Origin of the sequence: Achromobacter sp. EB05 (assembly GCF_044232075.1) — a bacterium.
Taxonomy (GTDB): Bacteria; Pseudomonadota; Gammaproteobacteria; order Burkholderiales; family Burkholderiaceae_B; genus Achromobacter; species Achromobacter dolens.
Genome location: NZ_CP155917.1, coordinates 4121065 through 4133667, shown reverse-complemented (window position 1 = coordinate 4133667; position 12603 = coordinate 4121065). Strand labels below are relative to the sequence as shown.

Annotated in this window: 14 protein-coding genes; 11 read left to right on the top strand and 3 right to left on the bottom strand. The window is 69.8% G+C overall.

What is annotated here, in order from left to right; genetic code table 11:
• Window positions 1-76 precede the first annotated feature (76 nt).
• Window positions 77-979, top strand: a complete 903-nt coding sequence (locus AAID08_RS18770; RefSeq protein WP_240317284.1) for a LysR family transcriptional regulator — start codon at window positions 77-79, stop codon at window positions 977-979.
• Window positions 980-1015: 36 nt separating this feature from the next.
• Here the strand turns inward: AAID08_RS18770 and AAID08_RS18765 are convergent, their stop codons facing one another.
• Complete coding sequence (locus AAID08_RS18765; RefSeq protein ID WP_054502899.1) at window positions 1016-1306, bottom strand: hypothetical protein; 291 nt, start codon at window positions 1304-1306, stop codon at window positions 1016-1018.
• A 192-nt stretch (window positions 1307-1498) separates the two neighbouring features.
• Between AAID08_RS18765 and AAID08_RS18760 the strand changes: the two genes are divergently transcribed.
• The 10 genes from AAID08_RS18760 (at window position 1499) to AAID08_RS18715 (ending at window position 10263) form a co-directional block, all read left to right on the top strand.
• Window positions 1499-1936, top strand: coding sequence for a hypothetical protein (locus tag AAID08_RS18760; RefSeq protein ID WP_240806380.1), 438 nt, complete (start codon window positions 1499-1501; stop codon window positions 1934-1936).
• A 112-nt stretch (window positions 1937-2048) separates the two neighbouring features.
• On the top strand, window positions 2049-2636 hold the full coding sequence (locus AAID08_RS18755) for a TetR/AcrR family transcriptional regulator (protein WP_144654810.1): 588 nt from the start codon (window positions 2049-2051) through the stop codon (window positions 2634-2636).
• A gap of 167 nt (window positions 2637-2803) precedes the next feature.
• Window positions 2804-3307: a hypothetical protein gene (locus AAID08_RS18750; RefSeq protein ID WP_054502897.1), complete on the top strand. Its 504-nt coding sequence runs from the start codon at window positions 2804-2806 to the stop codon at window positions 3305-3307.
• A gap of 44 nt (window positions 3308-3351) precedes the next feature.
• A complete protein-coding gene (locus AAID08_RS18745; RefSeq protein WP_116791799.1) occupies window positions 3352-4011 on the top strand; it encodes a hypothetical protein in 660 nt (219 codons plus the stop codon).
• 269 nt (window positions 4012-4280) lie between these two features.
• A complete protein-coding gene (locus AAID08_RS18740; protein WP_054502895.1) occupies window positions 4281-5066 on the top strand; it encodes an IclR family transcriptional regulator in 786 nt (261 codons plus the stop codon).
• On the top strand, window positions 5063-6673 hold the full coding sequence (locus AAID08_RS18735) for an OPT/YSL family transporter (RefSeq protein WP_116791798.1): 1611 nt from the start codon (window positions 5063-5065) through the stop codon (window positions 6671-6673). The genes AAID08_RS18740 and AAID08_RS18735 overlap by 4 nt, the downstream gene beginning before the upstream one ends.
• Window positions 6674-6713: 40 nt before the next feature.
• The gene (locus AAID08_RS18730; protein WP_054502894.1) at window positions 6714-7655 is read left to right on the top strand and encodes a DUF1177 domain-containing protein; all 942 of its coding nucleotides are present in this window, start codon (window positions 6714-6716) and stop codon (window positions 7653-7655) included.
• Window positions 7656-7673: 18 nt separating this feature from the next.
• On the top strand, window positions 7674-8369 hold the full coding sequence (locus AAID08_RS18725; RefSeq protein WP_054502893.1) for an AroM family protein: 696 nt from the start codon (window positions 7674-7676) through the stop codon (window positions 8367-8369).
• A 67-nt stretch (window positions 8370-8436) separates the two neighbouring features.
• The gene (locus AAID08_RS18720; protein WP_175143157.1) at window positions 8437-9246 is read left to right on the top strand and encodes a DinB family protein; all 810 of its coding nucleotides are present in this window, start codon (window positions 8437-8439) and stop codon (window positions 9244-9246) included.
• Between the two features lie 69 nt (window positions 9247-9315).
• Window positions 9316-10263 (top strand): Dyp-type peroxidase, encoded by a 948-nt coding sequence (locus AAID08_RS18715; protein ID WP_395756759.1) that lies wholly within the window; start codon window positions 9316-9318, stop codon window positions 10261-10263.
• 6 nt (window positions 10264-10269) lie between these two features.
• Here the strand turns inward: AAID08_RS18715 and AAID08_RS18710 are convergent, their stop codons facing one another.
• Together AAID08_RS18710 and AAID08_RS18705 are read right to left on the bottom strand one after the other, a co-directional pair.
• Window positions 10270-10716 carry an SRPBCC family protein gene (locus tag AAID08_RS18710; RefSeq protein ID WP_116791795.1) on the bottom strand — a complete coding sequence of 149 codons (447 nt, stop codon included), beginning with the start codon at window positions 10714-10716 and terminating at the stop codon, window positions 10270-10272.
• Window positions 10717-10804: 88 nt separating this feature from the next.
• Window positions 10805-12529 (bottom strand): M24 family metallopeptidase, encoded by a 1725-nt coding sequence (locus AAID08_RS18705; RefSeq protein ID WP_395756758.1) that lies wholly within the window; start codon window positions 12527-12529, stop codon window positions 10805-10807.
• Window positions 12530-12603 lie beyond the last annotated feature (74 nt).

The window sequence follows — 12603 nt, the reverse complement described above, 5'->3', positions numbered from 1 at the left end:
GTAAACCAGCCTTGCAGATATGAAATACTGGAGCCGCATGGCATCCCGGCGGCAAGGGCCGCGAAGCGAGGGCAGGGTGAACCGATCGGAAGGCATGGCGTTGCTGGTGGCGGCCGTGGACCAGGGCAGTCTCAGCGGCGCGTCGCGCGTCAGCGGGGTGTCGTTGGCCTCGGTCAGCCGCCACATCAGCGCGTTGGAGGAGCGCATTGGCACCCGGCTGCTGGTGCGTTCGACCCGGGCGCTGCGTTTGACCGAGGCTGGTCAGCGCTATTACGCCGAGGCCAAGCGCCTGCTGGCGGACATGGACGAACTGGAGAGCAGTATGCGGATCGATGCCGCCGAGCCCTCCGGCCGGCTACGCGTCACGGCGCCGACGCTCTACGGCCGCGTGCATCTGCAGCCGCTGCTGGCCAAGTTCCTGGTGCTGCATCCCAAGGTCACGCTCGACCTGCACCTGCTGGACCGCCCCGTCAACCTGCTGGAAGAGGGCATCGACCTCGCGGTGCTGGTGGGCGAGCAGCCCAGCTCCAGCCTCGTCGCGCGGCGCCTGGGATCCATCCGCTGGGTGCTGAGCGCCTCGCCCGATTACCTGGCGCGGCGCGGCACGCCCCGCAGCCTGCAGGACCTGACCCAACACGACGGCCTGGTGTACAGCCACCTGGCGACCGAGGACATGTGGACGCTGATGGACAAGGGCAAGCCCACCGTCGTGCGGGTGCCGACCCGCATGCGCTCGAACACCGTGGATGGCGTGGTCACCGCCGCCGCGGCCGGCGCCGGCATCGTCTACGCGCCCGCCTGGGCCATCGCCGACCACGTCGCGGCGGGCCGCCTGCGTCCCTTGATGGTGGCTTCGGAAACGCCGCCCCGGCCGGTGTTCGCCCTGATGACGCACCAGCGGCTGATGGCCGGCAAGGTCCGCTCGCTGGTGGAGTTCCTGGTGGAAAAACTGCGGGAGAAATCGCTCAACGAGCTATGACCCGCCAGGGCGTGGCGCGTGCCGGCGGGCCGACGTTCAGAGGCCGTCCAGCAGCGCCTTGCCGGTCTCGTTCGCCGACTTGCCCTGGTTGACGGCATCGGTCAGCGTCGTCACGAACCACGGCAGCACCAGCTTGGTGTCGGGGTCGGACAGGCCGACGCGCAGGCGTTCCTGGGGGGCGGCGGGGGCGGCGTCGGCGCTGGCGGAGAGAGCGCTTTGCGCCGGGGCCGACGTGGCGCTGGCGGGCGCGGCCGGCGGTTGGGCCAGGGCGGCGGCGCTGGTCAGCAGCGTGGCGGCAAGCAGGGGAAGGCGGCGAAGGCAGGGCATGGGGAACAGGCTCCAAAAGGCGGGGCGGTTCGATCATCAGCGCCCCGCGGACATCGGCGGGCGCCTGGGAAACCGTTGCCGCTATTGTGTGACGGCGCCGGGCGCCTGGATACCAGGGAGTTGTGATGGTGTGTGAATTTCTGTCCGCGCGCGGCAATCCGGCACAATCCCTGATTCGTGACGGAGAATCCGATGGCTGAAACCGACCCCGGCGGTCCCGCGCAGGCGGACCTGCTGCCCTATACCCACGACGGCATCCCCGCCCAGGAGACCGGGCTGGCCAATCCCGCGGCGCAGGACGGCCGCCTGCGGGTGGTGCTGCTGGCGCCCGACCCGGCATCCGCCGCCCCGTTGCGCGATCGGGCCCGCGAGATCGCCAGCGACCTGGCCGCCCGATCGGACGCCGGCTTGCGTTTCCTCTGGGACGCCGGCCGCACGCCCGACGATCCCGAGCATCCGCCGGCAGCCTTCCTGCAAGGCTTCACGCCCTCCGACCTGGTGGTCGCCGCGGACGGCAGCTATGTCGTGCACTTCGCGCCGCACGATGCCGCCTGGTTCATGGCGGGGTATTGGCCGGCGCTGCGCTACTCGGCCGGACATCTGCCGGTGGGCTGGACGTGTGAATCCTGACGCGGCGGGGCGCGGATGGAACCCGGCGGCCGGGCCGATCCGTCCGCATCCTGCGCCACTGCCCCGGGTCGATCTCTTGACAGTAAACCAACCAACTAGTAGATTGGTTGCCATGAACCTGGAACTTTCCCCCCGCGCCCTCGAAATCGTCGACCAGACCCGGCAGTTGCTGGCGAGCGGCGGCTATCACGGCTTCAGCTATGCCGACATCTCCGAGCGGGTGCGCATCGGCAAGGCCAGCATCCACCACCATTTCCCGACCAAGGCGGACCTGGTGCTGACCGTGGTCACGCGGCATCGCGAGCAGGCCCGCTCGGGGCTGGCGGCGCTGGACCAGCATGTGACGGATCCGCAGGCGCGCTTGATGGCGTATGCGGACTACTGGGCCAAGTGCATCCGCGATGGTTCGATGCCCATGTGCATCTGCGCCATGCTGGCAGCCGAATTGCCGATGATCCCGCAGGCGGTGGCGGACGAGGTGCGCGCCTATTTCGGCGAGCTGACCGCGTGGATCGGGTCGGTGCTGGGCGCGGGTGTCGCCACGGGGCAGTTCCAGTTGCGCAACGGTGTTCTGGTCGAGGCGCAGGCCTTCATGTCCACGATCCACGGCGCGATGCTGACGGCCCGGGCGCTGGGCGCGCCCGAGGCATTCACGGCGATCTCGCACGCGGCCATCAGGCAGTTGTCGACGCCGGCGTGATGGCCGGCCCGCGCGCGCCTTCGGGTGCGCGTTTTTTTTGAATGACTTAACCAACCAACTAGTTGGTTGTTTTATGAATTTACCGGGCGTCATTGCCCATGTCTGTCCACGTTGTCGGCGCTGTCGCCAATCCCTGGCCGCGCCTGCGCTTTCAAGGAGCCCTGCCCATGCCGCATCCCATTTCGCCTCTCGGGGCCGCACACACCCTCATCAGCCTGGTCCCCGCCTTCGCGGGCCTGTACAGCTTCGTCCGCTACCGCGGCATCGACAGCGCGACGCCGGTCGGCAAGATCTATCTGGGCGGCCTGGTGGTGGCGGTGCTGACGTCGTTCGGCCTGTCCAGCACGGGTGGATTCAACCCCGGGCATGCGCTGGGCATCCTGGCGTTGCTGTCGGTCGCGGGGGCGCTGCTGCTGTCGCGCCTGCCGCCCCAATCGGCGGCGCGGGCTCATCTGTCGCAACTGGGGTTCGCGTTCAGCTTCTTCCTGATGTGGGTGCCGGGGATCGCGGAGACGCTGACCCGGTTGCCGGTGTCGCATCCGTTGGCCGACGGGCCGCAGTCGCCGCTGGTGCGCGGCGCGCTGGCGACGTGGTTCGCGGTCTTCGTGCTGGGCGCCATCACGCAGCAATGGTGGATCCGTTCGCAGCGTCGCCGCGCGCCGTCCCGCTAGCCAGGTGATGCCGCGCGCGCCGGCGCGCGGCCAGGGGACTTGCCATGAGCGCCAACGCCATTGACCCGATCGATCCACCGCGCATCGACGCGGTGCGCGACCCGTACCGTCTCGAACGCCTGCACGCGCAACTGCGGACCGACCGCGCGATGCGCGCGCGGGCCGCGGCGTTCTCGCGCATCCACGCCGCGCAGACGCAGGCGGTGTCGGCAACGGCGGCGGTAGCGGCGTCTCAACCAACGCCGCCGGCCGCGCCTGCCGCGACAGCGTCATCCGCGCCGCGCGCCGCGGCCCCGAAAATGGACGCGCCCGGCATCGCGCTCGAACCCTTGCGCGACCAATACACGGCGCATTGCCTGAAGCTCGCGATCCAGGCGTTCCGTGATGAACAGGCTCGGCTGCAGGCGCGCACCGTCGCGACCAACCGGGCCGAACGCGATGCCCAGGCGGCGTTGCAGGCGCGCGCCGAGGCCGCCAATGACCTGGGCACGATTCAGGGCCTGCTGCCGCAACTGCCATATCGCTTCGTGGCGGGGCTGCCGGCGATCCTGCCGTCGCAGACCGTGGCCGCGCCCGGCCCCGCGCCCATCACGGTGGGGCCGGTGGCGCAGGCCGCGGCCTTGCGCAATGCCATCGACGATGCGCTGGCCGGCGATCCCGCCCAGCGCGCTCGCAACCGCCGCCCGCGCCCGAGCGAGGAATGATGCGCGGCCGGCGCAACGCCGGCGGTACGCGCCGAGCGCAGCCGTAACGGGCGCGGCCACCGCGGTCCGCGTCGCTGGCACATCGCGGACACGCACAGGCGCGGCCGCCAGGGCATGCCGGCCAGCGCGCGCCCCGGCTTCGCATTCAGCGTTCCGTAAATCACCTTTCAAACTCCCTCCAAACCTAGGGTTAGTTCGCGTATCCGGCCGTTTTCGGAAGGACTACATTGACTCATTCATTGGAACCAAGTCTCATTTTTTGGAACTTTATGGCCTCACTCGAAAACGCAGCCATCATTCTTCGCCTGATCAACAAGCTCAATCGCAAGGTCACGGTGACGGACCTGGTCGAGCACCTGGGGATGCCGAAAAGCTCGGCGTCGCGCCTGTTGGCGCAGATGAAGGAACTGGGGCTGCTGGACCGTGAGGAGAGCACCCGCGCCTATGGCCCGGGGGTGATGATCCTGGAGCTGTCGCGGATGGTGCGCGAGACCACCTCGCTGTCCGCGCAGATGCAGGACGCGCTCAAGCGCCTGAGCGCCCAGAGCGGCCACACCGGCTACATCTCGGTGCTCGAGGGCCGCGACGTGATGGTGCTGCACGTGCAGCAGGGCTCGCATCCACTGCGCGTCACGACCTATCCCGGACACCGTTCGCCCAGTTGGGCCACCTCGACCGGCCGCGTGCTGCTGGCGCGCGACAGCGACGACAAGGTGGCCAAGCGGCTGGGCAAGCAACTGCCGTTCATTTCCGACGAAGCGCCGCGCACCGTGCCTGACGTGCTGGCCCGTCTGCGCGATGTGCGCGAGTCCGGCTTCGCCGTGGCGATCAACGAGGCCATCCCGGGGGTGGCCTCGGTCAGTTGCGCCGTGAGCGACCCGGTGTCCATGGAGCGCTTCGCCATGTGCCTTTCCTTTCCGGCGGCCCAGGCCGATGCCGCCAGCGTGCAAGCGCTGGCCGCGGACCTGCTGACGGAAGCCAGAAGCCTCGGCCGCATCGTGTGCGATCCGGCCTGGGGATCCCCCGTTCATGCCCTCCACGAGTCAGCACCATGATTGATTCCACCCCCCGCCACGCCGCCCAAGGCGGCGCCACCGCGCAGGAAGACCCGCATCCAAGAGCGCTCTCGCTGTCCAACCTGGTCCTGTTGGCCGCACTGAGCGTGTTTGGCGCGGTGATCGGCATCCAGTTGATCGTGACCCTGGGCGTGACGCCCAACACCTCCATCATCGGCGCGCTGGTGGCGATGATCCTGGCCCGCGTGCCGATGCGCCTGCTGCGCTCCTACCGCTCGGTCCACACGCAGAACCTGGCGCAGACCGCCATCTCCTCGGCCACCTTCGGCGCGGCCAACAGTCTGCTGCTGCCGCTGGCCATTCCCTATCTGCTGGGCCGCCCCGACATGGTGCTGCCGATGTTCCTGGGCGTGGGGCTGGCGATGCTGCTGGACGCCTACATGCTGTACCGCCTGTTCGGCAGTTCGGTGTTCCCGGCCACCGGCGCCTGGCCGCCCGGGGTGGCCGCGGCCGAAGCCATCAAGGCCGGCGACCAGGGCGGCACGCAGGCCAAGCTGCTGGGCCTGGGCATCGTGGTGGGCGCGGTGGGCTCGTGGTTCAAGATTCCGATGTCGGCGTTCGGCGTGGCCTTCATCGGCAACATCTGGGCGCTCGGCATGTTCGGCCTGGGCCTGCTGCTGCGCGGCTATTCCGAGCCGCTGTTCGGCATGGACATCAACAAGCAGTACATCCCGCACGGGGTGATGATCGGCGCCGGGCTGGTGGCGCTGATCCAGGTGGCGATGGTCATGCGCGGCAAGGCCGGCCCCAAGGCCAGCGGCCCGGCCGGTCCCAGCGTCGGCAGCAGCCTGCGCCTGGGCGGGGTGGGGTACATCCTGCTGTCCGCCGGCATTTCGCTGCTGGCCGGGCTGTATGCCGACATGCCGCTGCCGATGCTGCTGGGCTTCATCCTCTATGCCGCCTTCGCCGCGCTGGTGCACGAGCTCATCGTCGGCATCGCCGCCATGCACTCGGGCTGGTTCCCGGCGTTCGCGGTGGCGCTCATCACCTTGCTGCTGGGCCTGTTGATCGGCTTTCCGCCGCATGCGCTGGCGATCCTGTGCGGTTTCTCGGTGGCGACCGGCCCGGCCTTCGCGGACATGGGCTACGACCTCAAGGCCGGCTTCATGCTGCGCGGCAACGGCGCCGACATGGCTCTCGAACTGGAAGGCCGCAAGCAGCAGTTGATTGCCGCCATGCTGGCCTTCCTGATCGCGATCCCGGTGGTGTACTTCAGCTATGGCGCGCTGTTCGCGGGCGGCCAACTGCCGCCGGTGGCCAAGGTCTACGTGGCCACCATCAACGCCGGCGCCACGCCGGGCATCGCGCAGATGCTGCTGGTATGGGCCATTCCCGGCGCCATCATCCAGTTGATCGGCGGCCCCAAGCGCCAGCTCGGCGTGTTGCTGGCCACCGGCCTGCTGATCGCCAACCCGCTGGCGGGCTGGGCCGTGGCGGCGGGTATCGCGCTGCGCCTGTTGATCGAGAAGGTCGGCGGCGAAAAGCACCGCAACCACATGGAAGTGTTTGCCGGCGGGATCATCGCGGGCGACGCCATCTTCAGCTTCTTCAGCGCCGCCATCACCTCTCATTTTGGCAAGAAGTGATTCCCCCTTCTTGCCGTCTTTGCCCGAAAGGAAATCCATCATGAGTCTTTCCCAGACATTGCAGGCCTTCGAAGCGCTGGACAGCGCGCACGCGTCGGGCCACACCGTGGCCACGCTGCTCGAAGGCCATCCCGGCGTCAGCGTCACCGTCACCAAGATCACCGGCGCCAACGGTTCCACCGATTTCGTGCGCATCGTCATTCCCGGCGCCCAGGGCAAGCGCGCCGGCGGGCCGGCGCCCACGCTCGGCATTGTCGGTCGCCTGGGCGGCATCGGCGCGCGGCCGGGCCGCATTGGCCTGGTGTCCGACGGCGACGGCGCGGTCGCGGCCGTGGCCGCCGCGCTCAAGCTGGCGCACATGCAGGCGCAGGGCGACGTGCTGGCCGGCGACGTGATCATCGGCACGCACATCTGCCCCGATGCGCCGACCCGTCCGCACGAACCGGTGGATTTCATGGATTCGCCGGTCGACATGAAGGCCATGAACGAGCAGGAACTCAGCGCCGAGATGGACGCGGTGCTGTCGATCGACACCACCAAGGGCAACCGCATCATCAACCACAAGGGCTTCGCGCTGTCGCCGACGGTCAAGCAGGGCTACATCCTGCGCATGTCGGAAGACCTGCTGCGCATCATGGAGACGACCACCGGCCGTCCCGCCGCCACCTTCCCGATCTCGCTGCAGGACATCACGCCCTACGACAACGGCGTGTACCACGTGAACAGCATCATGCAGCCGTCGGTCGCCACCGCGGCGCCGGTGGTCGGCGTGGCCATCACCACCGAGAGCGTGGTGCCGGGCTGCGGCACGGGCGCCAGCCACGAGGTCGACATCGCGTCCGCCGCCAAGTTCGCGGTCGAAGTGGCCAAGGAATTCACCCAGGGCAAGTGCCAGTTCTTCGACCGCGACGAGTACGCGCTGCTGCTCAAGCTCTACGGTTCGCTGGCCCATCTGCAGGGCGAGCAGGTCGCCAAACACTGAACGCACGGGAGCGCCATCATGTCCGCCACGGCCAAGCTCGGCACCATCACCATCGGCCAGGCCCCCCGGCCCGACATCACGCCGATTCTCGAACGGCACCTGCCGCCCGGCACCCCCTGCCTGCACGCGGGCCTGCTCGACGGCCTGGCGCGCGATGAGATCGAACGGCGCTACGCGCCGCGGGCCGGCCAGGCCACGCTCATCACGCGGCTGCTGGACGGCTCGTCGGTGGTGGTGGACAAGGCCGCCATGCTGGCGCTGCTCACGCAGAAGATCGCGGCGCTGGAGGCCCAGGGCTGCGCCTTCGTGCTGGTGCTGTGTACCGGCGCGTTCGACGACCTGCGCGCCGCCAGCGCGTGGCTCATCGAGCCGGACCTGATCGTCTCGCCCACCGTCGCCGCCCTGGCGGGCGCGCGGCAGGTGGGCGTGATCGTGCCGCTGGCGTCGCAGGTGGCGTCCGAGGCGCACAAGTGGCGCGCGCTGCAACACGCGCCGCTGTGCGCCGTGGCCTCGCCCTATGCCGATGACAGTGAGTCCCTGGCCGAGGCGGCCCGAGAACTCAAGCGGCAGGGCGCCGACCTGCTGGTGCTCGACTGCATGGGGTTCGTCGAACGCCATCGGACGGCGGCCGCGGCGGCGTCCGGCCTGCCGGTGATGCTGTCGAACGCGGTGATTGCGCGGCTGACGGCGGAGCTGCTGACACAGGCAGACTGATACGCGCGTGTTGACGGCGGCCGGCTAGTAACGTATCGTTTTGCGCAGTTACTATCCGAGCGTCGCCATGCACTCCCGTTTCGACCGATTTCGCGCCACCCCGCTCGGGCAGCAGCTCGAGGCCCTGATCGATGAGCCCGGCCGCTACCTCGAGTACGCGGCGCTGTCGCGGGTGGGCGTGGCCGCCGTCGCCGCCATCAGCGATGACATCGAGAGGTTGTTTCCCGAAGTCGCGGCGGACACCACCGCGCGGCAGTTCTGCGGCGCGCTGGTGGCCGACCTGATGCGGCGCCACGGGCACGACGTGGTGCAGGCGCGCGGCCGGGTGGCGGGCCCGGTCTTCAGCTATGGCGCGGTGTTCAGCCCGCGGCCCGTGGCGCTGCCGTTCGCCGGCGTCATCGACGAGCTGGCGCGCATGCCGGACGCGCTGGCCGGCCTGATGGGGCGGGTGCCCGCGGCGTGGCGCACCCGCCGGCCCGAAGGCACCGGCTTTTCGGCCACCGAACACGTCTGCCACCTGCGCGACCTGGACGCCGTGTTCACCCAGCGCATCGCGGCCATCCTGGCCGCGCCGCTGCCGCGCATCGATTCCGTCGACGGCACGGCCATGGCGGCCGAGCGCGACTACCAGGAACAGGACCCGGACGCCGCGCTGGCGTCGTTCCGCCGCGGCCGGGCGCAGTTGTGCGCCTCGCTGCGCAAGCTGGACGTGGCGGCGCTGGCGCGCTGCGGGCTGCGCGACGGCCTGCACCGCATGACGCTGGAGCAGATCGCGCGCGAGCTGCTCGACCACGACCGCACCCACTGCCAGGAACTGGAGGAACTGCTCGCCGAGCTGGCGCCGCCGGCCGCCCGCGGCAAAGGCGGCGCCGCATGAGCGGGCGCATCGGCTATATTTCCAGCGCCTCCTGTCTCTCGCGGGCCGTTGCCGGCCCCACTGAATCCCATGTCCGAAAAACCCGTCGAACCGCAAGCCGTCCTCAGCCCCAACGCCCGCTACGCGATCTTCATCGTCGCCACGCTGAACCCCGGCGCCGACAACGCCGCCGCCGTGCGCGCCTGGTGCGAAGACGTCGGCAACCTGGTGCGCACCGTCGGCACGCGCGCGGTGGCGGCCGACCTGTCCTGTGTCTGTGGTTTCGGCTCGGCGGCCTGGGACACGCTGTTCGGCGCGCCGCGGCCCGCCGGCCTGCATCCGTTCCGCGAGATCGGCGCGGGCGAGCGCGTCGCCGTCTCGACGCCCGGCGACATCCTGCTGCACATTCGCGCCGAAGCCATGGACGCCTGTTTCGAGCTGGCCACCTTGCTGGTGGCCGCGCTGGGCTCGGCGGCCACCGTGGTCGATGAAGTGCATGGCTTCCGCTACTTCGACCGGCGCGCCATCATCGGCTTCGTCGACGGCACCGAGAACCCGCAGGGCTTCGAGCTGCCCGGCTACACCCTGATCGGCGACGAGGACGAAGCCTTCGCCGGCGGCAGCTACGTGCTGGTGCAGAAGTACCTGCACGACATGGCCGCCTGGGAAAAGCTGTCGACCGAACAGCAGGAGCTCATCATCGGCCGCCGCAAGCTCACCAACGTCGAGCTGGCCGACGACGTCAAGCCGTCGTACTCGCACAGCGCCCTGACCACCCTGGAAGAGGACGGCCAGGAGATCAAGATCCTGCGCGACAACATGCCGTTCGGCCGCGCCGGCGCCGGCGAATTCGGCACCTACTTCATCGGCTACGCGCGTTCGCCCAAGCCGATCGAACAGATGCTCGAGAACATGTTCGTCGGCCGTCCGGCCGGCAACTACGACCGCCTGCTGGACTACAGCCGCGCCGTCACCGGCAGCCTGTTCTTCGTGCCGTCGGCCGAGCTGCTGGACGAGCTGGCCGGACGCGAAGGCTGATCGGTATCAGTCGGGAATCTGCGGCTCCACCAGCCGCATCAACTGCGCCAGCGATTCCTGCCAGCCCAGGTAGCACATCTCCGGCGGAATCACCGCGGGGATGTTCTCCTGCACCACGGTCATCTCCGTGCCGCAGGAGACCTTGCGCAGGGTGATGGTGGTCTGCATCTGTCCCGGCAGGTTCGGATCGTCGAACTGGTCCGTGTAGCGGATCTTCTCGCCCGGCACCAGTTCCAGGTACTCGCCGCCGAAATCGTGGGCGTGGCCGGTGCCGAAATTGCGGAACGACATGCGGTGCCGCCCGCCCACCCGCGCGTCCAGTTCATGGACCTCGCAGGTGAAGCCGTAGGGCGGCAGCCAGCGCACGACCGCGTCGGGTTCGAGGAAGGCGCGGTAGACGCGTTCGGGAGTGGTGCGCAGGACGCGATGCAGGGTCACGGTGCCAGTCGTCATGATGAATCCGCCTTTGAAGGGAAGTTGAGCGTACTGGTTCGACGTTCGAGCATCCCGCGGATCGACATGACTGGCATGGGGACAAACCCTAGGTCGTCGCCCTGTCGGCTTGCGCCGTCGTTTCCCGCAGCAGCACATCCTCATAGAAGGCGCCAATCGGCAGCGCGCGGTCGCGCACCTGGATCTCCAGCACCCAGATGCCGTCGGCGGGCACGAAATCCGCCTGCGCCAGTTGGTGCTTGCCGTAGAGCGCGTGCGGAAAATCCGCCACGCGGTGGCCCGGGATCTCGCGCACCAGTTCGCAGCCGTGCTGGCGGGCGTGCGCCTCGGCGCGGTCGTACAGGGCGGCGCCGGTCAGGCCCTGGAGCCAGTCCTCGCGGGTGCGCTCGAACACCTGGCGCGCGGCCTCGGCGCAGCGCTCATGGTCGGCGTCGGCGCCCAGCACGAAGGTGTCGCCGTAGTCGCCCTCGTAGCCGTCCCAGACCGGACCGATGTCGACCACGAACACGTCCTCTTCCCGCAGGCGGCGCTGGAAGTCGGTGGGCTGCACCGCGGGCGACTGCGAGTCGGGGCCGAAGCGGATGTAGGTGGGGTGCCAGTTGTGCGAGGAGCCCATCTGGCGCAGGTGCGCGTCGGCCGCGTTGACCGCCTCGCGCGTGGTCATCCCGGGCCGCATCAGCGCGGCGATCTCGCGCACCGCGTCGCGCGAGCGGCGGCGCGCCTCGAGGATGCCGGCCAGGGTGAAGTGGCTGCCGACCCGTTCCCAGGGATGGGCGGGGGCGGCCGGCGCGCCGGCGGCGGCCGCGTCCTGCGAGGGCAGGAACGCTTCCGCGTGGAAGCGGTCGCGCGCCAGCCCGGCGGCGCCCAGCCGCTCGCGGGCCGCCCGCACCATCGCCGGGTTGCCGCAGGCGTAGACCACGGCGCGGGCCCAGTCATGGCCGGCGGCGAGGGCGGCGTCCTGTACGTGCCAGGGGGCGGCCTGCGCGGCGGGGGGCTCCGACAGCACGGCGTGCCAGGCGAAGCCGGCGCCCTTGCCCTGCAGCGCATTGAGCAGCGGCCCCGCGTAGCAATCGTCCTCCGTCCGGCCGCCCCAGTAGAGCGTGACGCGCTTGAAGCGCGGGTCCCGCAGCGCTTCCATCAGGATCGGATGGATGCCGGCGTAGCCGGTGCCGGTGGCCAGCAGCACCAGGTGCTCGATGTCCGCGGGCCAGCCGTCGGCCGGCCAGACGCAGGCGCCCTGCGGGCCTTCCAGGGACAGCGTATCGCCGGGCATCAGGCGCGGCAGGATGCGTTCGGTGAAGCCGCCGCCGGGCATGCGGCGGATGTGGAATTCGAGTTGCGCGGGGCCGGCGGCGGCGGGCACGTTGGCGATCGAGAAGGGGCGCTGGCTGCCGTCTTCCAGCAGGAAACGCACGTGCTGGCCGGCCTGCCAGGTGAAGGCGGCTTCGCCGCGCACCGCGATGACCAGCCGGGTGACGTCGGCCGTCAGCGGCGCGCGCGACAGCACGGTGGCCTCGCGCCGCTGCAGCGGCCGGGGCGGGGCCTGCCAATGCGGAAACCGCAGCGTCAGGTCGCTGGCGGCGCGGCACTGGCACATCAGCAGTTCGTCGTCGGCGGTGACGTAGGAACGTTCATTGGGCGGCGTGATGCGTTCGTGGCGGCCGGCGGTGACCACCGCCCGGCAGGCGCCGCATTCGCCGCGCTGACAGGAGAAGGGCACGGCCGCGCCCTGGGCCAGCGCGGCGTCCAGGATCGAGGTGGCGCCATCGCAGGTGAATTGGCCGCTGGCGAGCGTGATGGTGTAGGTGGACATGGCACGGTTCCGAAAGACGGGGCGATGGGCGTAATGTAGGGATAGAATGGCTGGGTGAAATAGGGCCATTTCCA

What these genes read in the sequence shown, in the direction of transcription:
- AAID08_RS18765 (WP_054502899.1), bottom strand. Translation starts at nt 1,306, where the DNA reads ATGCCCTGCCTTCGCCGCCTTCCCCTGCTTGCCGCCACGCTGCTGACC.
- AAID08_RS18720 (WP_175143157.1), top strand. Translation starts at nt 8,437, where the DNA reads ATGCACTCCCGTTTCGACCGATTTCGCGCCACCCCGCTCGGGCAGCAG.
- AAID08_RS18705 (WP_395756758.1), bottom strand. Translation starts at nt 12,529, where the DNA reads ATGTCCACCTACACCATCACGCTCGCCAGCGGCCAATTCACCTGCGAT.
- AAID08_RS18740 (WP_054502895.1), top strand. Translation starts at nt 4,281, where the DNA reads ATGGCCTCACTCGAAAACGCAGCCATCATTCTTCGCCTGATCAACAAG.
- AAID08_RS18745 (WP_116791799.1), top strand. Translation starts at nt 3,352, where the DNA reads ATGAGCGCCAACGCCATTGACCCGATCGATCCACCGCGCATCGACGCG.
- AAID08_RS18755 (WP_144654810.1), top strand. Translation starts at nt 2,049, where the DNA reads ATGAACCTGGAACTTTCCCCCCGCGCCCTCGAAATCGTCGACCAGACC.
- AAID08_RS18730 (WP_054502894.1), top strand. Translation starts at nt 6,714, where the DNA reads ATGAGTCTTTCCCAGACATTGCAGGCCTTCGAAGCGCTGGACAGCGCG.
- AAID08_RS18750 (WP_054502897.1), top strand. Translation starts at nt 2,804, where the DNA reads ATGCCGCATCCCATTTCGCCTCTCGGGGCCGCACACACCCTCATCAGC.
- AAID08_RS18725 (WP_054502893.1), top strand. Translation starts at nt 7,674, where the DNA reads ATGTCCGCCACGGCCAAGCTCGGCACCATCACCATCGGCCAGGCCCCC.
- AAID08_RS18710 (WP_116791795.1), bottom strand. Translation starts at nt 10,716, where the DNA reads ATGACGACTGGCACCGTGACCCTGCATCGCGTCCTGCGCACCACTCCC.
- AAID08_RS18735 (WP_116791798.1), top strand. Translation starts at nt 5,063, where the DNA reads ATGATTGATTCCACCCCCCGCCACGCCGCCCAAGGCGGCGCCACCGCG.
- AAID08_RS18760 (WP_240806380.1), top strand. Translation starts at nt 1,499, where the DNA reads ATGGCTGAAACCGACCCCGGCGGTCCCGCGCAGGCGGACCTGCTGCCC.
- AAID08_RS18715 (WP_395756759.1), top strand. Translation starts at nt 9,316, where the DNA reads ATGTCCGAAAAACCCGTCGAACCGCAAGCCGTCCTCAGCCCCAACGCC.